The following is a 24532-nucleotide window of genomic DNA, read 5'->3' as shown; positions in this document are numbered from 1 at the left end:
GATCTCACGATGAGTGCGACAGAAGAGGTGGGCACGCTTCCGCCTTCGCTCTTCGAGCTACGGCGGACAAGTCGCTTTGCCCACCCTATGGCATCGAGAGAATGGTTACGACGCCGCGCGGGACGGGTCCGCGCAGAGCCGTGCGAGCAGGGATCTCGCGTTATCCGACGGTGATAGCGAATCCACGCTGACCACGGGCTCGCTGCGCGGCTCGCGCTTGCCGTTGGAGGTATGGCGCATCACGGCGGAGAGGCGGCGGGCGATCATGTGGGCGGTACGGAAATCGGTCTCCGCAAACACCACGATAACAGAGCCATCCTTCTGCGCGACGCCAAAATCCATCTGCCGCATCAACCGGCTCAGGATCCGAGCGGCATCCAACTGCGCGCGTGGATTGCGGGCATCGAAAGCAAAGCGCGCCACCGACAGACCGCCGCCGCGGGCCAGCGTCTGCTCGACCGCTTTGGAGAAATCGCGGGCAAAGGCTTCCGGCGTTAGCAGGCCGCTGCGCGGATCGAGCCAGCCGCCGGCGTCGATCGAGCGCAGCGTACGGCTGAACTGTGCCTCCATCGCGTGCTGACGGATCAGCGGCAATGCGTTGGCTGCGATCTGTGCGGGCTCGCCGGGGATGAGCTCGAGGTTCGGCAGGTCGTAAGTCTGGGTGAGCTGATGCGCAGTGACGATCACGGGCATGTTGCGGAAGCGGGTGTCTTCCGCAAGCACCGTGAGGAAGGCATCCGCGACACGCGCAGTAAAGCCTTCGGCGAGCACGACCCCGTCGATGTCGCGGGTGTTGAGATGCTTTGCTGCGGCTTCGATGCTGAGAGCTCCGATCACGCCCATGCGCTCGCCGAGCGCGACCGACAGCGCCGGATAGGCGGAGCCGCGGCCGATCAGCAGGACGGTGGCATCGCGCGCAGGGTCGGAGTCGGGCAGCGAGACCTTTGCCTCGGGCAGGCGGCGCAACACGGTCGCGTGCAGCGTCCGGACGCGCATCGCGGCGCGCAGCCGCGCAATGAGGCGGTCGGAATTGTTGCCGCGCAGCGTGAACGGCAGTGCGTTATGCGGCAGGGAGGCCTGGGGATCGACGATGATCAGTGGCAGATAGAGCGTCTGGCCCGCGATCGCCTTTGCGACCGTGGCAAGGTGCGGCTCATGTCCGCCGGCAAGCGCCGCGACGACAGCGGCGGGCTGGACCTCTTCGACTGCGCGTGCAGCGCTCGCCCAATCGCTGTCGATGACGGGAAAAAGCCGGGCCTCGTCGAGCGCCGAAATGAAGGCCGGCCGCTGGGCATTGGAGACAAAGACGATCGGGCCCGCCTGGGACATCTCAAGCTCTGATTACGCACGCGAATGCCGCGCAATCTAGTTCGGCCGCCTTAATGCCCGGTCAACGGAAGCGATGAAAGGCGCTTCAACTGGGCCCGGTGCGGTCGCGAAACGCCTCAACCATCAGGGGGTTAAGCCCGAGTTCGCTGAGTGCTTCGCGGGCCCTTGCATTGTCCTGGGCGCGCCCGGCCAGACGGTGCCCGGAGAGCCGGTCGGGCAGTGCCGTGAGCAGGGCGCCCTGGCCGAGCCGGCGTGCCCATTCCTGCAAGTCGTTGGACAGGAACCGGTAGCCGCCGACGGCCATGATACCGGAGGGGGGCGCTGTGATGCAGATCGCGCCGCTCGGACGATCGAGCCGCGCGGCGTAGCCGGTGTCGACATAGTCGCGCGGCGGCTGCGCGATTAGCGTCTCGCCCACCGGTTGCGGCGGGGCATAGGCCGCGATCGGCACCATCGGCCCGCGCAGGCCAAGCGTGCCCTTCGGCGTCAGCAGGATCTCGCCGGCGACCGAGGAGCCGGACTGCTCCCGCGGCGCGCCATGCGGCCCCGGCATCACCGCCACGGGCATGCCGTCCTCGCCGCGCCGGGCCCCGAACAGGCCGGCCTCGCCGAACAAATAGACGTCCGTCAGTGGCGCATGCGGCGCGATCCAGGCATCGCTAGCCGCGACCTGCTCCGGTGCGCGCCACAGGCCGACGACGTTGCGCAAACTCGGCATTCGCGCCGCGAGATCGGCCTCGCCGAGCCGGAAGGCGAGCGGGGCGGGTGCGATCAGCACCTCGCAGCCCTGCTCGTTGACTTGCTGCTCCAGCACCTCGCTGTCGAAGGGATGATGCAACGCCAGCGTTCCGCCCGACAGCAGCCAGATCGCAAGCGAGGAGGCGAGGCCGGCAAACGACATCGGCGTGAACGCCGACATGATGGTCGCGCCCTGCGGAATGTCGGCTTCGAGCGACATCGCGAGCCCGCCCGCGATGATGCTGAAATGCGGTCGCGGCACCGGACGAAAGCCTTCCGCAGTGACGTCGAAGGAGATCATCGCCGCCTTGCGGCCGTCCTGGATGACGCTGCGCGTCGTGCCGGGCGCGCGCGAAAGAACGTCGTCGAGCGAGGCCATGCCTTCGGGCAGGTCGGTGCCGAAACCGCAGACATGACGGATGGAGAAGGCTTCCGCCGCGGCATGCATGGCGAGATCGGCGTAGATGACGCCGTCGACCTTGCTCATGGTGACGATCGCACGCGCCGCGGTGCGGTTCAGCGCCGCGGTCAGCTCCGCGTGCCGCCACAAGAGCGGCAGCACGGCGACGACGAGGCCGGCGCGCTGGGCCGCGAGCACCGTGAGCACGAACTCGACGGTGCTCGGCAGCTGCACGGCGATGACGGAGTTGGCGGGCAGGCCGGACTCGACGAAATGGGCCGACAGCGCCTCGATCGCCCGATCGGCTTCGGCATAGGTCAAGCGCCTGGGCAGATGCCCGGTGATGCGAATCTTGTTGAGGGGATCGAACAGCGCAGGCCCATGCGGCTGACGGGCCAGCGTCCGTTGGAACAGCGTGTCGAGCGTCGGCGATACGGCTGGCTGGTTCACGGCATCACGTCGCTTGCTAGTGGCCTTGTTGCTTGCTCGGGGCGTCCGCCTTCTGCCACCAGGTCTCCGGCAGATAACCGGACAGCGCGGTAGCCGATGGCCGTTCTATCCGATTCCAGCGCGCGATCCATTGCTCCGATACGTTAAACAGGGGGATCGTGTAGAAGCCGGCGATCAGGGCGCGGTCGAGCGCCCGGACGGCGGTGACGAAATCGGCGTGATCACGGGCCTCCAGCAGGGCTGCGATCATCGCGTCGACCGCCGGGTCCTTCGCGCCCATGTAGTTGCGGGTGCCAGGATTGTCGGCGGCGGCGCTGCCCCAGTAGAACGACTGTTCGTTGCCCGGCGAGAGTGACTGGTCCCAGCGGTTCTGGATCATGTCGAACTCGTAGCCGAGCCGGCGCTGGTCGAACTGCACCGGATCGACCGCACGCACGGTTGGCTCGATGCCGGCGCGCTTGAGGTCACGAGCAAAGGCGAGCGCAATGCGCTCCTGGTCGCGCGTCGTCACCAGGATCTCGAAGGTAAAGGGGGCTTTCGTTGCGCGGTTACGCAGCACCGTGCCGTCGAGATCGTAGCCCGCCTCCGACAACAGCTTCAGCGCCGCGCGCAGCGTCGCGCGGTCACGCCCGGAGCCATCGGTCACCGGCAGGCGATAGCTGCCGTCCATGACGTCTGGCCGGATCTGCGCCGCGAATGGTTTCAGAAGTTCCTGTTCGCGCGCGTCGGCGGGGCGGCCATAGGCCGACAGATCCGAGCCCGCGAAGTAGCCGGCCACGCGCGAATAGAGCCCGAAGAAGTAGCTGCGGTTGACCAGCTCGAAGTCGAACAGCAGCGTCAGCGCCTGGCGCACGCGGATATCTGCAAACATCGGGCGGCGGGTGTTGAACACCAGGAATTCCGAGGGCTGCGGCACACCCGGCTTGATGGTGTCGCGGATCACTTCGCCGCTTCTGACGGCGGGAAAGTCGTAAGCGTCGTGCCAGCGCAGCGGTTCGGTCTCGACGCGAAAGTCATAGAGGCCGCGCTTGAAGGCTTCGAACTGGCCATTAGCCTCGCGATAATAATCGAGCCTGATCTCGTCGAAATTGTAGAGGCCGCGATTGACCGGTAGGTCGCGGCCCCAATAATCGGGGTTGCGGGTCAGCGTCACGCTGGTGCCGGGCTTCACGGCCGTGACGCGATAGGGGCCCGAGCCGACTGGACCGGACATCGTCGTCTCCTCGAAGGTCGCAACATCCACGGCGTGCCTGGGCAGGATCGGCATCAGCCCGAGGATCAGCGGCAGTTCCCGGTCATTGGCCCCGGCAAGATCGAAGCGGACGGTGAGGGGATCCAGCGCCTCCGCCTTGGCGACCTTGGCGTAATATTGCCGGTGGTTGGGCCGGCCATGGTCGCGCAGGAGTTGCCAGGAGAACAGCACGTCGTCGGCCGCGACCTGTGTTCCGTCTGAGAACCGCGCGCGCGGATCGAGGTGGAATGTCACATAAGTCCGGTCGTTGTCGGTTTCGACCGTCTTGGCGAGCAAGCCGTACAACGTGAAGGCCTCGTCATTGCCGCGCGCCAGCAGGCTTTCGACGACGTAGCTGCGGACCTGCTGGACCGCGATGCCCCGGACGATGAAAGGATTGAGGCTGTCGAAGGTGCCAAGCGCCGACCAGATCAGCCGGCCGCCCTTGGGCGCATCGGGGTTGGCGTAGGGCATATGCGTGAAATCGGGCGGTAGCGCCGGCTTGCCATGCATGGCAATGGCGTAGCTTTCGGCCGCTTTTGCCGGAACGGACGTCAAGCCCGCAAACGCAAAAGTAAGCGCCACGCAGGCCGCGGCGGCTAAGCGCGCGCTCTCAGACATGAACAACGGCGCGCAGCATGATTCGGGGACCGGTCACGCCCAAACCCTAGCATAGGCCTTCGTCTTAAGCCTCTCTGCCCACTTCAAACATGCTTGTCGGCATTGATCTTTTCGTCCGCCACGTTAAGAAGGCGGGCAATCGCGCAGGAGCGCCGAACTTGTCACGTTTCCGCCTCTATTGATGGGGAGACAGCCGCGCAAGGCGGCTCGGAATCGGTGCTTAGGAGCGGTTCGGGCACTTCCCGTTCAGAAAGGGTTTTCCGCAATGAATTTCCGTATTTTGGCCGCGTCGGTCCGGCCGCGCGGGCGCCTTCTCGCCCTGTTGACGGCCTCGGCACTGGCAGTTCCGTTCGCCGCCCAGGCTCAGACCGCAACGCCTGCTCCGGCGGCGCCGAAGGCTGCTCCGAAAGCAGCGCCGAAGGCAGCTCCCAAGGCGCCTGCGCCCGCCGCACCGGCACCGCAGGCCCAGGGCCAGGCACCCGCCGCCGGCGCTCCGCCGGCCGGCGCGCCGCCTGCCGACCAGCAACAGCAGCAGGTCCAGCTGATCTACGCGCCCTGGACCAAGTTCTGCCTGAAAGGCCAGGACGCCAACGCCAAGCAGGTCTGCTTCACCGGCAAGGACGGCCGCATCGAGTCCGGCCAGCCCGTGATCGCCGCGGTGATCATCGAGCCGGAAGGCGAGCCGAAGAAGATCCTTCGCGTCACGCTGCCGCTCGGCATGCAGCTCGTGCACGGCACCCGCATCATCGTCGACAACAATCCGCCGCTGCAGAGCCCGTACGTGATCTGCTTCGCCAACGGCTGCATGTCTGACTATGAAGCGACGCCCGACCTCATCAGCAACCTGAAGAAGGGCCAGAACCTGGTGGTTCAGGCGATCAACGCCAATGGCGCGCCGCTGACGCTCCCGCTGCCGCTGGCCGGCGAGTTCGCCAAGGCCTATGACGGTCCGCCGACCGATCCGAAGGTGTTCGAAGAGAACCAGAAGAAGCTCCAGGAAGAGCTTCAGAAGAAGGCCGACGAGCAACGCAAGAAGCTCGAGCAGAGCGGTCAGGCGACGCCGGCACCTTCGGCCCAGAAGTAATCAGGCCGACGCAAGAACACGAAAAAGGCGCTCGATCGAGCGCCTTTTTTATTGGCTTGGTTGGCCGAATTCGTAAGGGATCAGTTGAGCGACGGATTGCGCGGGCGATAACCGCCCGACTTGTCCTTCACGAAGATCTCGGCGACCTGCGAATGCCGGATCGGCTCGCCGGAATCGTCGGGCAACAGGTTCTGCTCGGAAACGTAGGCGACGTATTCGGACTCCGCGTTTTCCGCGAGCAGATGGTAGAACGGCTGATCCTTGTGAGGCCGGACCTCCTCGGGGATCGACAGCCACCATTCCTCGGTGTTGTTGAATTCCGGATCGATGTCGAAGATCACGCCCCGGAACGAGAAGATCCGGTGGCGCACGACCTGTCCGATCTGGAATTTGGCGGTCCGGGCTTTAATCATGCTTCGTCGATAGACCAGGATTGTGGCCGATGCTAGTGCCCTTGCCTGGAATTAACCCGCGGAGGGCGGGCGGATAGCCTCGATTACCTTAGAAATCACTTCATAAATGGTCGATATCCTCAATCTGGCTCTACCTTATTTCGGTCTGATCTTCGTCGGTTTCGCCTGTGGCAAGGCCAAGTCCCTGCCGGAATCGGGCCTCGCCTGGATGAACTTCTTCCTGCTCTACGTGTCGTTGCCGGCGCTGCTTTTTGCAATCATGTCGAAGACGCCGTTCTCTGAGCTGAACAACCCGCCGTTTCTGGTTGCGACCACGCTGTCGACGGTTGCAGCGTTCAGCATCGCGCTGGTGGTCGGGAAGGTTCTCGGCCGCTTGTCGCTGCGCGAGGCGACGCTTGCGGGGCTCTCCGGCGGCTACGGCAATATCGGCTATATGGGCCCGGGGCTTGCGCTCGCGGTGCTCGGACCGAAGGCTGCGGCGCCCACCGCGCTCATCTTCTGCTGCGACAGCATCTTCCTGTTCACGATCGTACCGCTCCTGATCGAGCTCTCCGACCGCGATCATCCCTCGATCCTGCACGCCTTCGGCGTCGTGCTGAAGCAGATCCTGCTCAACCCGCTGATCATGTCGGCCTGCTTTGGCGCGGCCGTCGCGGCACTCCATATCGAGCTGCCGGTCGCGCTCGATCGCACCATCACCTTCCTGCAAAATGCCGCCGCGCCGACCGCGCTGTTCGTGCTCGGCGTCACCGTGGCGCTGCGGCCCTTCGATCGCGTGCCCTGGGAGGTGCCGGGTGTGATCGCGGTTAAGCTGCTGATCCATCCTCTCGCATCATTCACGCTGATGCTGGCGTTCGGCCCGTTCGCGCAGCCATGGGCCGCGACTGCGGTGCTGATGGCCTCGCTGCCGCCGGCGCTGAACGTGTTCGTCATCGCGCGCCAGAATGACGCCTGGATCGAGTCCGCCTCGGTTGCGGTGCTGCTCGGGACGTTTGCGTCGGTGGTCACGCTGACCAGCGTGATGTGGTTTATCCAGACCGGACGGCTGGCGTTTCCGTGAACCACGGCTGGTGCCGCCAAACTACCGGCGCCAAATTACCGTCGCCAAGTTACCGTCGCCACGTCGGTGCGAGCCCCTCTCGCATCGCGAGGCGCCGCAACGGGCCGATGGCGCCGAGCAGGTGCATGCCGACAGCGCGGACCGGCTGCAGCGGCAGGAAATCGTTCAGCAGTGAACGGTTCGCCATATCGATCATGAAGGTACGGCTCAAGATGTCCGGACGGCGCGCCCAGTCGTAGCGCTTGAGCACCTCATCCGCACCGGGATCGCGGCCGGCCGCGATCGCCTCTCCAGCGAGCCTGGCGATATCGGCGGCATCCCGCAGGCCCAGATTGAGGCCCTGCGCGCCAATCGGGGGAACCACATGGGCGGCTTCGCCGACGAGGGCGATGCGGTCGCAGGCGAAGGATTTCGGCCGCTCGATCGCCAGCGGAAACAGGTTGCGGCCCGGTTCCACGCGCATCTGGCCAAAGATGAAATGCGATTGCTTCTCGATCGCCGCCGAGAGCTCTTCGTCGCTCAGCGCCCTGAGCCGCTCGGCTTCCGCAGGCGAGGCGACCCAGACGATGCTGCAACGATCACCCGGCAGCGGTACGAACACGCAGGGGCCGTGCGGGGTATGGAACTCGGTCGAGACGCCCCGATGCGGCCGGGAATGGCTGACGTTGAAGGTCAGCGCGGTCTGCCTGAGATCGCGCCGCGTCACGTCGATGCCGGCGGCCTCGCGGCACAGCGAATGCCGGCCGTCGGCGCCGACCACGAGGTGCGCCGTCAGATATTGCCCCGCGGCGGTGTGGATCGCGACATCCTCCGCCTCGGTGAGGACGCTGTCGGCCTCGTCATCGAAGCGAACGAGATTGGCCAGCTCGGTGGCACGCGCCTCCAGCGCCAGCATCAGCGAGCGGTTGTCGATGTTGTAGCCGAACGCGTCGAGCCCGATCTCATGGCAGGAGAACCGCACCTCCGGCGCGCGGATCAGGCGGCCGGTATCGTCGACGAGCCGCATCGCCTCGAGCGGCGCGGCCTTGTCGCTGCAGCGCGACCAGACCCCGAGCCCGTCCAGGAATTCAACGGAGCCGCCGAGCAGCGCCGTGGTGCGGTTGTCGGAATAGGGCGCGCGCCGCGCCACCAGCGCCGTGCGTGCGCCGGTCTCCGCAAGCGCGATGGCCGCGGCGACGCCCGCCGGTCCACCGCCGATCACGGCCACGTCAAAAGGTGCTGCTAGATCTGTCATGACCGGACATTTGACATGCCCGGCGGCAAATTCAAGCCGCTTGTTTCGCGCGAATTTGTCGCGAATTGCGCGGCCGGATGTCGCCGCGGCTTATGTGCAAATCGTTCTCATTCTGATAGCACTGCGCCAGCCATGGACACCCCGCAGGATTCTCTCAACCCCACGCCGGCCGCCCGCGCCGCGGCCTTCTCCGTGCATATCTTCACGGCGTTCGGCGGCGCTGTGGCGCTGCTGGCGATGCTCGAGGCCGTGCGCGAGCATTGGGCGGCGATGTTTCAATGGCTCGGCGTCGCCCTCATCATCGACGCGATCGACGGGCCCATCGCGCGCAGGCTGAACGTCAAGGACGTGCAGCCGAACTGGTCGGGCGACGTGCTCGACCTCGTGGTCGATTTCGTCACCTACGTGTTCGTGCCGGCCTATGCGATTGTGGCGAGCGGCCTGTTGCTGCCGGTCGCGGCGCCGTTGCTCGGCGTCGCCATCATCGTCACCAGCGCGCTGTATTTCGCCGACCTGCGCATGAAGGCCGAGGACAATCACTTCCGCGGCTTTCCGGCACTGTGGAACGCTGCGGCATTCTATCTGTTCCTGCTGCACTGGTCGCCGCTATGGTCGACGCTGCTGGTTGCAGCGCTGGTCGTCCTGACCTTCGTTCCCTTCCACGTGCTGCATCCGGTACGCGTGGTGCGGCTGCGCTGGCTCACCATGTCGCTGATCGTGATCTGGGCCGCGCTCGGTCTCTACGCGCTGGAGATGGATTTCCAGGTCGGTGCCGCCACGAAGGTCGCGCTGTGCGCGATCGCGCTGTGGATTGTCGGCAGCGACGCCGTGATCAGGATGGCAAGATCCTTCGCATGATGCATCTCATCACCAGCCCGGAAGCCTGGGCCGCGCTTCTCACCCTGACTTCGCTCGAGATCGTGCTCGGCATCGACAACGTCATCTTCCTGTCGGTGATCGTCTCGCGCATCCCCGACAAGCAGGCGCACCGCGCCCGCCAGATCGGGCTCGCGCTGGCCCTGGTGTTCCGCATTATTCTGCTCAGCGTCCTGGTCTGGCTGATCGGCCTGACCCAACCGGTGTTCTTGCTCAAGGGGTACGATTTCTCCTGGCGCGACCTCATCCTGATCGGCGGCGGCCTGTTCCTGATCGCGAAAGCGACCCACGAGATCCATGCCGAGGTCGATGCGGATGACGAGGAGGGCGAGGACAATTCCGGCCGCCGCGCCTTCCTCTGGGTGATCGCCCAGATCGCCGTCATCGACATCGTGTTCTCGCTGGATTCCATCATTACTGCGATCGGCATGGCGCAGGACCTGGAGATCATGATCGCCGCCGTCGTGATCGCCTGCCTCGTGATGTACATCTCGTCCGGACCGGTTGCGCGGTTCGTTGCCGAGCATCCCACCACCAAGATGCTGGCGCTGGCATTTTTGGTGCTGATCGGCGTCGCGCTGGTGGCGGACGGATTCAAGTTTCACATTCCGCGCGGCTACATCTACTTCGCCATTGCGTTCTCGGCGGCGGTCGAATTCTTCAACGTGCTGGCCAAGCGCAATCGCAAGAAGGCCAGCAAATAGGCGGGTTTGTCCGGTCCGCTTCTTGCGTCGAGTTGACAACGCAGGCGTGATGGCTTTCGCTTGCACCAACAAGAACGAGGAGGTCGGTGATGACCAAAGCCGTCCGCGTGCACCAGGTCGGGGGTCCCGAAGCCCTGGTCTATGAGAGCGTCGACGTGCCGGCGCCGGGACCGGGCGAGGTGCGTATCCGCCAGCACGCGGTTGGGTTGAACTTCATCGACGTCTATTTCCGCACCGGGCTCTACAAGGCCCCGGGACTTCCCTTCATCGCCGGCAACGAGGCGGCGGGCGAGGTGGTCTCCGTCGGGCCCGGCGTGACGAATTTCCACCCCGGCGACCGCGTCGCCTACTACCACAATCTCGGCGCCTACACCGGCGAGCGCAATATCCCCTGGGAGAAGCTGGTCAAGCTGCCCGACCACATCACCTACGAGCAGGGCGCGGTGCTGATGCTGAAGGGGCTCACCGTCTGGTATCTCCTGCACAAGACCTTCAAGGTCGAGCCGCATCATCGCGTGCTGATCCATGCCGCTGCCGGCGGCATCGGCCTGCTCGCCTGCCAATGGGCGAGGTCGCTCGGGGCGCATGTCATCGGCACCGTCGGCTCGCGTCAGAAGGCGGAGCTTGCCGAGGCCAATGGCTGCGACCACGTCATCCTCTACAACGAGGAGGATTTCGTCGCGCGCGTGAAGCAGATCAGCCGTAACGAGGGCTGCGATGTCGTCTATGACGGCGTCGGCAAGGCGACTTTCCCCGGCTCGCTGTCCTGCCTGAAGCCGCGCGGCATGTTCGTCTCCTTCGGCAATGCCTCAGGCCCCGTGCCGCCGTTTGCGATCGCCGAGCTCAACAATCACGGCTCGCTGTTTGCGACACGGCCCAAGCTCAACGACTATATCGGCAAGCGCTCGGAATTGCTGGAAGGCGCCGACACGCTGTTCGCCGCCGTGATCAGCGGCAAGCTGCACGTGCCGATCAACCACGCCTATGCGCTGAAGGATGCGGCGAAAGCGCATATCGATCTGGAGAGCCGTGCCACCACGGGCGCGTCGATCTTGAAGCCGTAGGGGCGTCGTCATTCCGGGTTCGATGCTTCGCATCGCCCCGGAATGACAAGTTTGTGGCTCTCACGCCACCCTTCGCGCTGCGCCGGCCTTGGTCAAAATCGCATCCAGGCAATCGATCATCTCGGCGATCTCCTCGCGCGTTACGTTGAGCGCCGGCATGAAGCGCAGTGTGTCGACCTGCGGCGCATTGAGGAGGACGCCCTCTTCGAATGCCTGCGCGACGATCGCAGATGCGATCGGCAGTTTCAGGTCGAGCGCCAGGAGCAGGCCGCGGCCGCGCACTTCGCCGAGGCCATGCCGCGCCGAGACCTTCTGCAGCTCGCTCTCGAGCAACAGGCCGGTGTCGGCGACGGCCTTCAAAAATCCCGGTTTGCCGATCTCGTCGAGCACGGCGAGCCCAGCTGCGCACATCACGGGGTTGCCGTTGAACGTGCCACCCTGATCGCCATGCTCGAAGCATGAGGCGTGCTCGGTCGCGAGCAGCGCGGCGAGCGGCACGCCGCCGCCGATGCCCTTGCCGAGCGTCATGATGTCCGGCGCAATCCCGGCATGCTCGTAATGGAAGAGCTTTCCAGTCCGGCCCATGCCGGTCTGGATCTCGTCGAAGATCAGCAACAGGCCATGGGCCTTGGTGAACGCGCGCAGGTCCTGCAGGAACTTGTCGGTCGCCGGCCACACGCCGGCCTCGCCCTGGATCGGCTCGACCATCACGGCCACCGTGTTCGCGGTGATGAGCGCTTCGACGGAGGCGATATCGTTAAGTGTCGCCTTCTTGAAGCCTAAGACTTTCGGCTCGAACAGTGGCTCAAAGGCCTTCTTGCCCGACGCTGACATGGTGGCGAGCGTGCGGCCGTGGAAGCCGCCCGCGAAGGTGATGATCTCGAACGCGCCGCCCTTGTGCACGCTGCCATATTTGCGCGCGAGCTTGATGGCGCCCTCATTGGCCTCCGCGCCGGAATTGGCGAAGAACACCTGGTCGAAGCAACTGTTCTCGACGAGCGCCTGCGCAAGCTTGAGGCTCGGCTCGTTGTAGAAGGCCGGGCTCGGCGTCAGCAGCCGCTTGGCCTGAGCCGCAAGCGCGTGGGCGACCGCCGGCGGCGAATGGCCGAGGCAGTTGACCGCCCATCCCTGCACGAAATCGAGATAGCGCTTGCGGCTGTCGTCCCAGAGGTAGGAGCCCGCGCCGCGGACGAACACGGCCTTCGGCCGCGCGGTGATGTCCATCAGCGCATCATACGGATGGGTAGCGTTGGTCATGTCAGACTCCTCTTGGGCAGGGACAATCTTCGGGAAAAAGACGCGCGAAAAAGCGAAGGCCGCACTTTGCGGGTGCGGCCTTCACGAAAACTCTGCTGATTTCAAATGTTCAGCGGCGTCGTCGGACATGGCGCAACCCATCATCGTCACGGGTGCGACGACGGAAAGCTGCGCGGCGATGGGTCCGAGAAGAGATCATGGGGCGCGGCCATACAGCCGAAGGGCAGGGCTTGTCAAGCCGGTTCGCGAGCAACGACGGCCCAATGCTGCGCCGGCTCTAGCTGAATCGCGGCGACTCCTCCGCGTCGTCATTGCCCCAATCGGCATCGGCGATCGACTTGTCGATCAGCTCGCCGCGCAGGAGCGCGAGTTGCGGTAGCGGACTACTTGATGCCCCAGCGCACGAACTCGTCGGCGACTCCGAACCAGATCGATTTCCCGGAAGCCGCATCGCTGTTGGCGCCGACGACGTCGCCCTTCTTGCGCTTGGCGATGCTGCGTCCGTAGAACGCAATCGCGAGGTTCGGATTGATCTTCAGCGCGGCATCAAAGCCACTGATGGCTGCATCGAGATCGCCGAGCTTCAGGTGGCAGAACGCTCGGTTGTCGAGTGCGAAGGCATCATCCGGGCTCGTCCGCAGCGCCTGGTCGCAATCGGCAAGCGCCGCCTGCAATTGCCCGACGATCGCACGCAGCATGCAGCGCGCTCTGAACCCGTTGGGAACGGTCGGGTCGACGTCGATCGCGCGATCGTAGTCCTCCAGCGCGCGGGCGTAGTCGCGCCGATCGAAATAGACATTGGCGCGACTGAAGTAGGCGTCTCCCGACGCCGGATCGAGCTTGATGGCCTGATTGTAGTCAGCGAACGCGTGGTCATAGTCTCGCTTGGCCATATAGGAGTTGCCGCGAAAGCTGTAGAACGACGCTTCATCGGATTTGAGCCCGATCGCACGATCGTAGTCGGCGAGTGCATGGTCGTGGTCGCCCAGGTCGGCATAGGCAACGCCGCGATAGAACCAGACGGCAAAGTCGTCCGCCTTGAGCTCGCCGGCGCGATTGAGATCGGCAATAGCTCGTTCCGGATCGCCGTTGCGCCGATAGGCGTGGCCGCGGTTGAGGAGGGCCACTTCATCCGATGGGTCGCGCTTGATCACCTCGCTGAAATCCGCGATCGCACGTTCATTGTCGCCCGAAAGGAGATAGGCGGTGGCGCGGCTGAGATAGGCTTTTGACGTGTCCTGCGGGGGTGGATTGGCTTGCAGGACGGCCGTGCAGCCTTCGATGCGCTCGTCGAAGCGGATCATTTCCTTTGTGAAGCACTGTTCGCGCAGCTCGGACGGTGAGGGCGTCTGCGCCTCCGTCGAGGTGGTAGCGGCGAGCGAGGGCACCAGCAGCGCGAGAACGGCCGCAAAAGCCCTGAGATCAGCCCAAAAGTCAGGTTTCATCGATCGCGTCCGCGCCGAACCATTTTCACGCCCGCGTGTTTGTACCAATCAGGCGCCGTTTGGTTCGAACCGGGCCGGCGACCTGCGCGACCAAGTAGACATCTTCATTCCGTCAGGCGCGCCCCCTTGTCCGATCCCTCCTATTGCATCGATGTCGACAGCATCCGCCGGGCCTTTCCACCCGGCACCGAGGTGCCAGCCCTGCTGCTGGATTTTGCAGGCTGGCTCGAGGGGCGCCCGTGGGGCAGCGTCGGCTGCTTCGATCTGCGCGGGCAGTTCGCCGATACCGCTCCGGTCTTCGACAGCAGCCCCTTGCGCGACAAGTTCGCTCTGTTCATGCGGCTACCGGACGGCTCGGCCGTCGGCGCCTGGTATGGCGAGGGCCTGGACAGAGCCGATCCGCCCATCGTCGGACTTGGATCGGAAGGCGAATACGACATTCTCGCGCCGTCGCTGCCACGGCTGATCGCCAAGCTCGCTCGCCAGGAGTTCCAGCGTACCTGGCATGATCTGGCGCCTCACGAAGAGGTGGAATGCGAGACCGTCGAGCTTGCGCAGTGGCTGGCAAGGCGATTTTCCGATGTCGGGCTGACGCCACTGGAAGAGGCGTTATCGGAGCTGCCTGACTTTCGCGGCTTCGTCGACAGATGGAGCAGGGAGCGCGAGACCTATTGGGCGAACCATCCCATGATGGCCGAGCTCGGCTGGCGCCTCGCTGCGCATCTGCCGAAAGGAAAAAATCCCTGGGACAAGACACGGTTCGAAGTCGCGATCGTCGGCGCGCAATATCAGGCGCGCGTCATGCGTGCCGGTCCGCAGTCGTTCAAGGAGGAGAAGGCGATCGAACCGTTGCTGCGTGAGTTGCGCGACGACATGCGCCGCGCGCAGCCGGAGCTCGGGCTTTGGTATTCGATGGATTTTGGCCTCTACGCCGACGGCCGCGTCATGCCGCGCTTCGACTATGACGAGCGCCCGACGATCGACGACGTCCCGGCGGAGCTGTCCGAGGCGAAAGCCGATCTCGCCCGTGCGCCGCGGCCGGAGCGCTGGGTGCCGACCTGGCTTGCTGCCGACTGACCTCGGCCCGAACGGCTCGCGACCATTAAGTCTTTGGTTAATATTCTCTTGCTATTCACTGTCCGCTTCGAATGGGGGGAGCGGATGAGATTCTTCGGGCGGCAGACGAGCCAGGATCGCGACGGCCAGATCTGGCAAGCAGTTTTCGAACGTTCGGTTGATGCGATCATGGTCCTGGCGGGACCCAAGATCATCGCCTGCAACGAGGCCGCGGTCAGATTTGGCGGCTATCGCAGCAAGGCCGATCTGTTGTCCCGGTCGCCGGCCGATATGGCTCCCGAATTCCAGGCGGATGGCCGCCGCTCGTCGGAGTGCGTCAAGGAGACGCTCGCGCGGGCGATGAAGGACGGCCACGCCCGCTTCGAATGGCTCACGCGCCGAGCGGATGGGCAGATGGTTCCGGTGCAGGTCACACTCGTTCCCGCGGAGATCGATGGCCAGCCCGTCGTCATCAGCTATCGGCGTGACTTATCGGAGCTGATTGCAGCGCGGGAAGAGAAGAAGCGCGCCATCGCCAAACTTGCCGGCGAATTCGAGGAAACCATCGGCTCCATTGCCAATGCCGTGTCGTCGGCTGCCAAGGACGTAGAGGTGACTGCGGGCTCGTTGAGCTCGACTGCCGAGAGCGCTGCGCAACGCGTTTCGACCGTCGCGGCCGCATCGGCCGAGGCGTCGACCAATGTTCAGTCGGTGGCCGGTGCGACCGAAGAACTGTCGAGCTCGGTTGCCGAGATCAACCGTCAGGTCACGACCTCGTCGAGCATTGCTGCCGAAGCGGTGGAGGCCTCCGCACGTACCAATGATCTCGTGAAGAGCCTGTCGGAGGCGGCAGCCAAGATCGGGGCGGTCACCGAGATGATCAATGCGATCGCAAGCCAGACCAATCTTCTGGCCTTGAACGCCACGATCGAGGCGGCGCGAGCCGGTGATGCCGGTCGCGGTTTCGCCGTCGTCGCTTCCGAGGTCAAGAGCCTGTCCAGCCAGACTGCCAAAGCCACCGAAGAGATCAGCGCCCATATCAGCGCCATGCAACGTGCAACGGACGATACTGTTGCAGCCATCCAGGGAATTGGCGGGACGATCGGACAGATCAGCGATATCGGCAAATCGATTGCTATCGCCGTCGAGCAGCAGGGTCAGGCAACGCAGGAGATCGCGCGGTCCGTGAGCCGGGCGGCGGCAGGCACCAGCGGGGTCGCCGCAAACATCAATGCCGTCACGCGCACGATCGATGCCACGGGCACTGCTGCCAATGACATGCTCGGCGCTGCCGGTGAATTGTCACGGCATGCAGTTGCGTTGCGCGACAAGGTGGCCGGTTTCCTGAAGGACGTGCGCGCCGCGTAACGCGTCGCGCTCAGGTGAAGATCAGAATCCGGCGACGCTGCCGTGCAGATCGTAGGCACCGGCGCGCTCGATCTTGGCGGTGACGATCTCGCCGACCCGCAACGGGCGGCGGCTCGAGAGATACACCGCGCCGTCGATCTCCGGCGCATCCGACTTGGAGCGGCCCTTGGCAACGGTCAGGCCGACCTCGTCGATAATGACCTGCTGCCGGGTGCCGACCTTGCGCTTGAGCCTGCGCGCGGAGATCTTCTGCTGGCGCGCCATCAACGCGTTGTAGCGCTCCTGCTTCACCTCATCCGGCACGGCGCCGGGCAGAGCGTTGGAGGTGGCGCCCGCGACCGGCTCGTATTTGAAGCAGCCGACGCGATCGATCTCGGCTTCATCAAGCCAGTCGAGCAGATAGGCGAAGTCCGCATCGGTCTCGCCGGGGAAGCCGACGATGAAGGTCGAGCGCAAAGCGAGATCGGGACATTCCTCGCGCCAGCGCTTGATCCGCGCCAGCGTCTTGTCCTGCGCCGCCGGTCGCTTCATCGCTTTGAGGACTTCGGGGCTCGCGTGCTGGAAGGGAATGTCGAGATAGGGCAGCACCTTGCCCTCGGTCATCAGCGCGATGACCTCGTCGACATGCGGGTAGGGGTAGACATATTGCAGCCGGACCCAAGCCCCTAGCTCGCCGAGCTCGCGCGCGAGATCGAGGAATCTGGCGCGGACCTGGCGTTCCTTCCACGGGCTCTCGGCATATTTGACGTCGACGCCATAGGCCGAGGTGTCCTGCGAGATGACGAGCAGCTCCTTGACGCCGGCGCTGACCAGCCGCTCGGCCTCGCGCAGCACATCGTTGGCGGGGCGCGACACCAAATCGCCGCGCAGCTTCGGGATGATGCAGAAGGTGCAGCGGTTGTTGCAGCCCTCGGAGATCTTCAAATAGGCGTAGTGGCGCGGCGTCAGCTTGATGCCCTGCGGCGGCACCAGGTCGAGATGCGGATTGTGCGCCGGCGGCAGCGCCCGGTGTACGGCGTCCAGCACCGACTCGTATTGTTGCGGGCCAGTGATCGAGAGCACGCCGGGATAGGCCTGCTCGATCTGCTCAGGCTCGGCACCCATGCAGCCGGTCACGATCACCTTGCCGTTCTCGGCCATGGCCTCACCGATCGCCGAGAGCGATTCCTGCTTGGCGCTGTCGAGGAAGCCACAGGTGTTAACGATGACGATATCCGCCCCGTCATGCTTGCGGGCAAGCTCGTAGCCCTCGGCGCGCAGCCGCGTGATAATGCGCTCGGAATCCACCAATGCCTTAGGACATCCGAGCGAAACGAAGCTGACCTTGGGCGCAGCCGTCTGATCCATACCTAAATCTGCCTGATTGACCGCTTGCAGCTAGTCCCAATTGCCCACAATTACAACCCTTTGCATGGGGCGCCGGCGTGCTATGGATGCGTCGCCGGGGGTGAGTTGAGCGATGAGCGCCGAACAGTCGCCTAAAATTGTGATTGTCGACGAAAGCCCGATCCGGGCCGCGATCCTCGAGGAGGGGTTGCGGGAGGCGGGCTTCACCCAGGTCGTGCATATCAGCGAAATGCAGAGCCTCCTGGCGCGCATCTATGCCGTCGACCCTGATATCATCCTGATCGATCTGGAAAACCCCAGCCGCGACGTCCTGGAACAGATGTTCCAGGTGAGCCGCGCCGTGCGCCGGCCGATCGCGATGTTCGTCGACCAGAGTGATTCGGCCTCGATCCAGGCCTCCGTGGAGGCGGGGGTATCCGCCTACATCGTCGACGGGCTGAAGAAAGAGCGCATCAAGCCGATCCTCGACCTCTGCGTGTCCCGCTTCAACGCCTTCGCGAAACTCCAGGAGGAGCTGGAGCGCACCAAATCGCAGCTCGAGGACCGCAAGATCATCGAGCGTGCCAAGGGCATCTTGATGCGGGTGAAGGGCCTGACCGAAGACGAGGCCTACGTGCTGATGCGCTCCACCGCGATGCGCGAGAAGAAGAAGATCGGCGAGATTGCCCAGTCGATCATCACCGCGTCGGAGATGCTGAAATGACCGGACCACTCCGCATCGGGTTCATCCCGCTGGTCGATGCCGCCGCGCTGATCGTTGCCGTCGACAAGGGGTTTACCGCGGCCGAAGGGCTCGAGGTCGAGCTGGTACGCGAGGTCTCCTGGTCGAACGTCCGCGACAAGCTCAATATCGGCCTGTTCGATGCTGCGCATCTGCTCGCGCCCGTCGCGATCGCGTCTTCACTCGGGCTCGGCCACGTCAAGGTCCCGATCGCGGCACCATTCAACCTCGGCATCAACGGCAACGCCATCACGGTCTCGCCGCCGCTCCACGCTGCACTGATGGAGGAGATCGATGGCGACCGCTTCGATCCGATGGCGACCGCCAAAGCACTCTCGCGCGTGGTGGCGAAACGGCGCAAGGCGGGAGCTGAACCGCTGACCTTCGGCATGACCTTCCCGTTCTCGACGCACAACTACCAGCTCCGGCTCTGGATGGCGGCGGCCGGCGTCGATCCCGACGAGGACGTGCGCCTCGTGGTGCTGCCGCCACCCTACATGGTCGACAGCCTCGCCAACGGCCATGTTGATGCGTTCTGCGTCGGCGCGCCCTGGAATTCGGTCGCGGTCGATCTCGGCGTCGGCCATATCCTGCATTTCGTCTCCGACATCCTGGTCCGTGCCGCGGAGAAGGTGTTGGCCATGCGCCAGGCCTGGGCGGAGAAGAATCCGGACGTCGTGGCCGCGCTGGTGCGTGCCGCGGAGAAGGCCGCAGCTTTCATCGAGCATCCCGACAACCGCGACGAGACCGCGCGCATCCTGGCGCAGCCGGAGCGGATCGGCGTCGATGCCGAAGTGATTCAGCGCACCCTGGGTGGCCGCCTGAAGATCTCGCCCGACGGCACGCTGCGTGAGAGCGGCCGCTATCTCCTGGTCGGCCGCGAAGGGGCAGGGCGGCCGGAGCCTGTCCAGGCTGCCTGGCTCTATGCGCAAATGGTGCGCTGGGGGCAGACCGCACTCAGCGAGGCGGCGCTGCGGACGGCCATGGGTGTGTTCCGGCCCGACCTCTATGACGCCGCGGTGGGGCAAAGCGGGGGCGGTAAGGACGTTGCCGGCGAGCCGTTTGGCGCCTTCGACGGAGCGGCTTTCGATCCCCAGGATCTGGCCAGTTATCTTGCCTCCTTCGAGGTTGCGCACCGCACCCGTTAGGCGCTGCCTACATAATGGGCAACTCGATTCGAAGACTAAACTTTGGGCCGTTGCTGCCCGATGCGGCATGAATACTGATCCATTTCATGCGTTGCATATAATGCTAAGCCACTGATTTCACACAAATCCTAGAACTATGCTGCGTTGGCACACTCCTTGAATAGGGGAGAGCAAGCCGACCGGCGTGGAAGCTGGCGGCCTCAAGTCCATGATGGATTTCCGCAGCAACGAGGCTGATCGGATCGCCCCGGGTTCCGGCCAGGCCGCGTGTGCCTGAAATCGTGCTCCCAGCGATCAACGTCGTTTCAACCCGTTGTGGCCGCCGCGCGCGGCGCTGGAGCTTCGATATGGATTACGCAAAACCCTCCGACGTTGTGGCCTCGATGGTCGATGCCAGCCTGAAGAAGCTGGCGCTCGGCCCGCGCGACCTCCTGATCCGCGGTGCGATTTCCGGCGCGCTTCTCGGCGCCGCCACCAGCCTCGCGTTCGGCGCCGCCGTCACCACCGGCCAGCCGCTGGTCGGCGCTATCATCTTCCCTGTCGGCTTCGTGATGATCGTGCTGCTCGGGCTCGAACTCGTCACCGGCAGCTTCGCGCTGCTGCCGCTCGCGCCGCTCGAAGGCAAGTCGAGCTGGGGCGCGGTGATCTCCAACTGGTCGTGGGTATTCCTCGGCAATCTCCTCGGCAGCATCCTGTTCGGCGGGCTGCTCGCGATCGCGCTGACCAACATGGGCACGGCCGCGCCGACCGGCGTCGCCGCGCGCATCATTGCGATCGCCGAAGCCAAGACCGTCGCCAACGAAGCGCTCGGCACCGCCGGCATGATCAGCGTCTTCGTCAAGGCGATCCTCTGTAACTGGCTGGTCTGCATGGGCGTCGTGATGGCGATGACCTCGACCTCGACGGTCGGCAAGATCGTCGCCGCGTGGCTGCCGATCACGACCTTCTTCGCGCAGGGCTTTGAGCACGCGGTGGTCAACATGTTCGTCATGCCGACCGGCATGCTGATGGGCGCGAAGGTCAGCGTCTACCAGTGGTGGGTGTGGAATCAGATCCCGGTCACGCTGGGCAACATTCTGGGCGGCTTCCTGTTCACGGGACTGGCGCTCTACGCAACGTACAAGCCCGCGAAGCCGGCAGCCGAAGTGGCGCAGGTCGCGGTTCAGCCAGCAGAGTAGGTCCAGTCACTCCATGAAACTCGACACAGCACCCACGGCCGACTTCTCCGACGAGCAGAAGCGCTATCTCGAAGGCTTCATGTCCGGCCTCCAGGTCGGACGTGTGGGCCGCGCCTTTGTCGCTGGTGGCGCGCCTGCCACCGCGGACGCAGCGCCCTCGGAGCCGACGGGGCCCGATGCCGCCGCCATTAAGGCGCAGGACAAGCTCACTGCGGCAGGCAAGAAGCTCGCCGACCAGGAGAAGTTCAAGCGCGAGCTGCACCCTTTCGACGGCTACGAGCGGCTGAAGGATCAGGCGCGCAACAACGCAAATCCGACGCCGGCGGACAATTTCCGCTGGCGCTATTACGGCATCTTCTGGGTCGCGCCGGCGCAGACATCCTACATGGCGCGGCTGCGCATTCCGAACGGCATCCTGAAGCACTGGCAGATGTCGGGCCTTGCCGATCTGGCTGAAGCTTACGGCGGCGGCTACACCCATGTGACCACGCGCGCCAATTTCCAGATCCGCGAGATCGAGCCGAAGAACGCCGTCGCGCTCATCGAAAGCATCCAAGACATCGGCCTCTGCTCGCGTGGCTCGGGCGCGGACAACATCCGCAACGTCACGGGCACGCCGACCGCCGGCATCGATCCGCAAGAGTTGCTCGACACGCGTCCTTTCGCGCGCGAATGGCACTACCACATCCTCAACGACCGCTCGCTCTACGGCCTGCCGCGCAAATTCAACGTCGCTTTCGACGGCGCGGGGCGCGTCGCGGTGCTGGAGGAGACCAACGACATCGCGTTCTCCGCGGTCGAGGTGAAGGGCGGCTTTGGCGTCGACGCGGGCGTCTGGTTCCGGCTCGGCATCGGTGGCATCACCGGCCACAGGGATTTCGCAAAATATTCTGACATCGTCGTTCGTCCCGAGGACGCCACCGCCGTTGCTGACGCCATCGTGCGCGTCTTCATCGAACATGGCGACCGCACCAACCGCACCAAGGCGCGGCTGAAATACGTGCTCGACAACATGGGGCACGATCAGTTTCTCAAGCTCGTCGAGGAACGGCTGAAGAAGCCCTTCGCGCGCGTGCCGGCTGATGCGATTGCACCGCGTCCAAGCTTCGACCGCATGGCCCATATCGGCGTGCACAAGCAGAAGCAGGCCGGACTCAACTGGGTCGGCGTCGCGCTGCCGGTCGGCAAGCTCACTTGCGAGCAGATGCGCGGTATCGCGAAGATCGCGCAGGATCTCGGTGACGGCGACATCCGCCTGACCGTCTGGCAGAACTTCTTGATCTCGGGCGTGCGCGACGAGAACGTGGCACTGGTGACCGCGGCCGTCGAGAAGCTCGGCCTCGCCACGCAGGTCTCGCAAGTCCGCGCCGGCCTGATCGCCTGCACCGGCAATGCCGGCTGCAAGTTCGCGGCCTCCGACACCAAGCGCCACGCGACCGCGATCGGTGACTGGTGCGATGAGCGTGTGACGCTGGACACGCCGCTCAACATCCACCTGACCGGCTGCCATCACTCCTGCGCGCAACACTACATCTCCGACATCGGCCTGATCGCGGCCAAGGTGCCGGGCGCGACGGAGGAGGACACGGTCGAAGGCTATCACCTCTTCACCGGTGGCGGCTTCGGCCCCGATGCCGATATCGGGCAGGAGGTCTATCACGACGTGAAGGCCGAGGACGCGCCCAGGCTCGTCGAGGGTCTCTTGAAGGCCTATCTTGCCAACCGCGCCTCGCCGGAAGAAACGTTCCTCACCTTCTCACGTCGCCATGACGGCGAAGCCCTGCGCAAACTTGCCGGAGCGGAAGCAACAGCATGACCCAGATGCCTGTCCCACCGAAACTCGAGATCATCCCGCCGAACGCGCCCTTCAGCGAAGGGCAGCGGCTGTGGCTGAATGGATTTCTCGTGGGCATGTTCGGCCTCGACGGCTCGACGCCGCTGTCGCCCGCCGAAAACGGTGCGGTGCTCGCGCCGCAGGGCGATGGCGATGACGGCGAGGCGCCCTGGCACGATCCGGCGATGCCGATCGGCGATCGCATGAAGCTTGCGGAAGGGCGTCCGCTCCGTCGCCGCATGATGGCGGCGATGGCGCAGCAGGACTGTGGCCAGTGCGGCTACAACTGCGCCGACTATTCCGACGCCATCGCCAAGAAAAGCGAAGCTCGCCTCAACCTCTGCGCTCCCGGCGGCAAGGAGACGGCGCGGATGCTGAAGCAGCTCTTCGAGGAGCTCGACAAGGCGCCGGCAGCGAAGCCCGCCGAGGGCGCGGCCGCACCGGCAGCCGCCGCACCGGCCGTATCAGAGGTGAAGGGCGAGCCCGGCCGCGTCCGTGAAAATCCGGCTGAAGCCGTGTTCCTGTCGCGGCGCCTTCTCAACAAGCAGGGCTCCGAGAAAGAGACCTATCACATCGAGTTCGATCTCTCCGAGAGCAAGCTCGACTACGTCGTCGGCGATTCCTTCGGCGTGTTCGCGCGCAACGATCTCGGCCTCGTCGACCAGATCATCGCGCTGCTCGGCGCCTCCCATACCACCCAGGTCAACGGCAAGACGCTGCGCGAGGCGCTGGTCGAGGACGTCTCGCTGTCGCCTGCGCCGGACAAGCTGTTCGAGCTGCTTTCCTTCATCACCGGCGGTGCGCAGCGCGAGAAGGCGCGGGCGCTGGCGCAGGGCGAGGATCCCGATGGCGATGCCGCAACGCTTGACGTCATGGCGGCACTGCAAAAGTTCTCCGGCTGCCGTCCGCATCCCGAAGCCTTCGTCGAGGCGCTCGAGCCCTTGCAGCCGCGGCTCTACTCGATCTCGTCCTCGCACAATGCGACGCCCGGAAAGTTGTCGCTGACGGTTGATTCCGTGCGCTACGTCATCGGCAAGCGCAAGCGCCTCGGCGTCGCCTCGACCTTCCTTGGCGAGCGTATCATCGAGGGCGAGAAGCTGAAGGTCTATGTGCAGAAAGCGCACGGCTTTGCGCTGCCGCAGGATCCGAAGACGCCGATCATCATGGTCGGTCCCGGCACCGGCGTTGCGCCGTTCCGCGCCTTCCTGCTCGACCGCAAGGCGACCGGCGCGCCCGGCAAGAACTGGCTGTTCTTCGGCCATCAGCGCAGCGACTGCGATTTCTTCTACCGCGACGAGCTCAACGCGCTGAAGACCTCGGGCCTGCTGACCCGCCTCTCGCTCGCCTGGTCGCGTGATGGCGAGAAGAAGTTTTACGTGCAGGATCGCATGCGCGAACTCGGCCGCGAGGTGTGGACGTGGCTGGCCGAAGGTGCGCATCTCTACATCTGTGGTGATGCCAAGCGCATGGCCAAGGACGTCGAGCGTGCGCTGGTCGACATCGTTGCGCAATTCGGCGCACGTTCCACGGACGAGGCCGTGAGCTTCGTGGCCGATCTCAAAAAGAAGGGCAGGTTCCAGGCGGACGTGTATTAGCGCACGGGAACCGGTTCCATTGGCTTAAAGGTTGAGCGAATAAGATTCTCGGAACCCGGGGATGAAGAGAATTTCCCTCTGCAATGGCGGTTCTGAAGAGAACCGCCGTCGCTATTTCCGCCACCATCTTGTCCGTCGCCGCAATTGATCCTTCATATCTCCCCAAATGGGGCGTTGGAGATCGACCATGCGCGAACTATCGGCGGAAGCGAGGCTGCACTTCTACGCGCGCTCGCTCTCGCGGCGGACCGGGGCGAGCATGCACCATGTTGCGCTCTACAGTGCGTTTGCGGTCATCGCGGCCATCGTCTTCGGCACGCTGTCGGTGCACCCGTTCTGAGAATTCGTAAGGTGGGTTAGCCGAAGGCGTAACCCACCA

General features: G+C 64.7%; 21 protein-coding genes. 13 read left to right on the top strand and 8 right to left on the bottom strand.

The window, feature by feature from the left end; genetic code table 11:
• Positions 1-105: 105 nt before the first annotated feature.
• The 3 genes from YUU_RS0116725 to YUU_RS0116715 all read right to left on the bottom strand — a co-directional run bounded on the left by YUU_RS0116725 (position 106) and on the right by YUU_RS0116715 (position 4769).
• Positions 106-1329, bottom strand: coding sequence for a hypothetical protein (locus YUU_RS0116725; protein WP_027523415.1), 1224 nt, complete (start codon positions 1327-1329; stop codon positions 106-108).
• Positions 1330-1414: 85 nt separating this feature from the next.
• On the bottom strand, positions 1415-2917 hold the full coding sequence (locus YUU_RS0116720; RefSeq protein ID WP_027523414.1) for a class I adenylate-forming enzyme family protein: 1503 nt from the start codon (positions 2915-2917) through the stop codon (positions 1415-1417).
• Positions 2918-2933: 16 nt separating this feature from the next.
• Positions 2934-4769 (bottom strand): extracellular solute-binding protein, encoded by a 1836-nt coding sequence (locus YUU_RS0116715; RefSeq protein WP_035662575.1) that lies wholly within the window; start codon positions 4767-4769, stop codon positions 2934-2936.
• A gap of 265 nt (positions 4770-5034) precedes the next feature.
• Here YUU_RS0116715 and YUU_RS0116710 point away from each other — a divergent pair, with 265 nt between their 5' ends.
• Positions 5035-5853, top strand: coding sequence for an invasion associated locus B family protein (locus YUU_RS0116710; protein WP_027523412.1), 819 nt, complete (start codon positions 5035-5037; stop codon positions 5851-5853).
• Positions 5854-5933: 80 nt separating this feature from the next.
• Here YUU_RS0116710 and hspQ read toward each other — a convergent pair whose 3' ends face one another.
• Positions 5934-6266, bottom strand: coding sequence for a heat shock protein HspQ (hspQ, locus tag YUU_RS0116705; protein ID WP_027523411.1), 333 nt, complete (start codon positions 6264-6266; stop codon positions 5934-5936).
• A gap of 106 nt (positions 6267-6372) precedes the next feature.
• On the opposite strand from hspQ, the gene YUU_RS0116700 reads away from it, so the two are divergent.
• Positions 6373-7326: an AEC family transporter gene (locus YUU_RS0116700; protein WP_027523410.1), complete on the top strand. Its 954-nt coding sequence runs from the start codon at positions 6373-6375 to the stop codon at positions 7324-7326.
• A gap of 49 nt (positions 7327-7375) precedes the next feature.
• Here the strand turns inward: YUU_RS0116700 and YUU_RS0116695 are convergent, their stop codons facing one another.
• On the bottom strand, positions 7376-8560 hold the full coding sequence (locus tag YUU_RS0116695; protein WP_027523409.1) for a UbiH/UbiF family hydroxylase: 1185 nt from the start codon (positions 8558-8560) through the stop codon (positions 7376-7378).
• A gap of 132 nt (positions 8561-8692) precedes the next feature.
• Here YUU_RS0116695 and pcsA point away from each other — a divergent pair, with 132 nt between their 5' ends.
• The 3 genes from pcsA to YUU_RS0116680 all read left to right on the top strand — a co-directional run bounded on the left by pcsA (position 8693) and on the right by YUU_RS0116680 (position 11204).
• On the top strand, positions 8693-9418 hold the full coding sequence (gene pcsA, locus YUU_RS0116690) for a phosphatidylcholine synthase (RefSeq protein WP_027523408.1): 726 nt from the start codon (positions 8693-8695) through the stop codon (positions 9416-9418).
• Complete coding sequence (locus tag YUU_RS0116685) at positions 9415-10140, top strand: TerC family protein (protein ID WP_027523407.1); 726 nt, start codon at positions 9415-9417, stop codon at positions 10138-10140. The genes pcsA and YUU_RS0116685 overlap by 4 nt, the downstream gene beginning before the upstream one ends.
• A gap of 89 nt (positions 10141-10229) precedes the next feature.
• Complete coding sequence (locus YUU_RS0116680) at positions 10230-11204, top strand: quinone oxidoreductase (protein WP_027523406.1); 975 nt, start codon at positions 10230-10232, stop codon at positions 11202-11204.
• A gap of 60 nt (positions 11205-11264) precedes the next feature.
• Here YUU_RS0116680 and YUU_RS0116675 read toward each other — a convergent pair whose 3' ends face one another.
• Both YUU_RS0116675 and YUU_RS0116665 read right to left on the bottom strand, forming a co-directional pair.
• Positions 11265-12461 (bottom strand): acetylornithine transaminase, encoded by a 1197-nt coding sequence (locus tag YUU_RS0116675; protein WP_027523405.1) that lies wholly within the window; start codon positions 12459-12461, stop codon positions 11265-11267.
• A 383-nt stretch (positions 12462-12844) separates the two neighbouring features.
• Positions 12845-13906: a lipopolysaccharide assembly protein LapB gene (locus YUU_RS0116665; protein WP_051389768.1), complete on the bottom strand. Its 1062-nt coding sequence runs from the start codon at positions 13904-13906 to the stop codon at positions 12845-12847.
• A gap of 126 nt (positions 13907-14032) precedes the next feature.
• On the opposite strand from YUU_RS0116665, the gene YUU_RS0116660 reads away from it, so the two are divergent.
• Positions 14033-14983, top strand: coding sequence for a hypothetical protein (locus YUU_RS0116660; protein ID WP_027523402.1), 951 nt, complete (start codon positions 14033-14035; stop codon positions 14981-14983).
• An 84-nt stretch (positions 14984-15067) separates the two neighbouring features.
• Complete coding sequence (locus tag YUU_RS0116655) at positions 15068-16330, top strand: methyl-accepting chemotaxis protein (RefSeq protein WP_027523401.1); 1263 nt, start codon at positions 15068-15070, stop codon at positions 16328-16330.
• Between the two features lie 21 nt (positions 16331-16351).
• Here YUU_RS0116655 and rimO read toward each other — a convergent pair whose 3' ends face one another.
• Positions 16352-17677, bottom strand: a complete 1326-nt coding sequence (gene rimO / locus YUU_RS0116650) for a 30S ribosomal protein S12 methylthiotransferase RimO (protein WP_027523400.1) — start codon at positions 17675-17677, stop codon at positions 16352-16354.
• Positions 17678-17789: 112 nt separating this feature from the next.
• Here rimO and YUU_RS0116645 point away from each other — a divergent pair, with 112 nt between their 5' ends.
• From YUU_RS0116645 to YUU_RS58700, 6 genes are all read left to right on the top strand, one after another.
• The gene (locus YUU_RS0116645) at positions 17790-18380 is read left to right on the top strand and encodes an ANTAR domain-containing response regulator (protein WP_027523399.1); all 591 of its coding nucleotides are present in this window, start codon (positions 17790-17792) and stop codon (positions 18378-18380) included.
• A complete protein-coding gene (locus tag YUU_RS0116640; RefSeq protein ID WP_027523398.1) occupies positions 18377-19546 on the top strand; it encodes a CmpA/NrtA family ABC transporter substrate-binding protein in 1170 nt (389 codons plus the stop codon). The genes YUU_RS0116645 and YUU_RS0116640 overlap by 4 nt, the downstream gene beginning before the upstream one ends.
• A gap of 347 nt (positions 19547-19893) precedes the next feature.
• Positions 19894-20724 carry a formate/nitrite transporter family protein gene (locus tag YUU_RS51030; RefSeq protein ID WP_035662567.1) on the top strand — a complete coding sequence of 277 codons (831 nt, stop codon included), beginning with the start codon at positions 19894-19896 and terminating at the stop codon, positions 20722-20724.
• Positions 20725-20737: 13 nt separating this feature from the next.
• The gene (locus tag YUU_RS0116630; protein WP_027523397.1) at positions 20738-22540 is read left to right on the top strand and encodes a NirA family protein; all 1803 of its coding nucleotides are present in this window, start codon (positions 20738-20740) and stop codon (positions 22538-22540) included.
• Entirely contained in the window at positions 22537-24153 is a 1617-nt protein-coding gene (locus YUU_RS0116625) for a sulfite reductase subunit alpha (RefSeq protein WP_027523396.1), read from the top strand. The genes YUU_RS0116630 and YUU_RS0116625 overlap by 4 nt, the downstream gene beginning before the upstream one ends.
• A 187-nt stretch (positions 24154-24340) precedes the next feature.
• Positions 24341-24493 carry a hypothetical protein gene (locus tag YUU_RS58700; RefSeq protein WP_167561251.1) on the top strand — a complete coding sequence of 51 codons (153 nt, stop codon included), beginning with the start codon at positions 24341-24343 and terminating at the stop codon, positions 24491-24493.
• The last annotated feature ends 39 nt before the right edge of the window (positions 24494-24532 follow it).

Origin of the sequence: Bradyrhizobium sp. Ec3.3 (assembly GCF_000472925.1) — a bacterium.
Taxonomy (GTDB): Bacteria; Pseudomonadota; Alphaproteobacteria; order Rhizobiales; family Xanthobacteraceae; genus Bradyrhizobium.
Note: the sequence above shows the minus strand (reverse complement) of the source record. Positions and strands in the feature narration are given on the sequence as shown.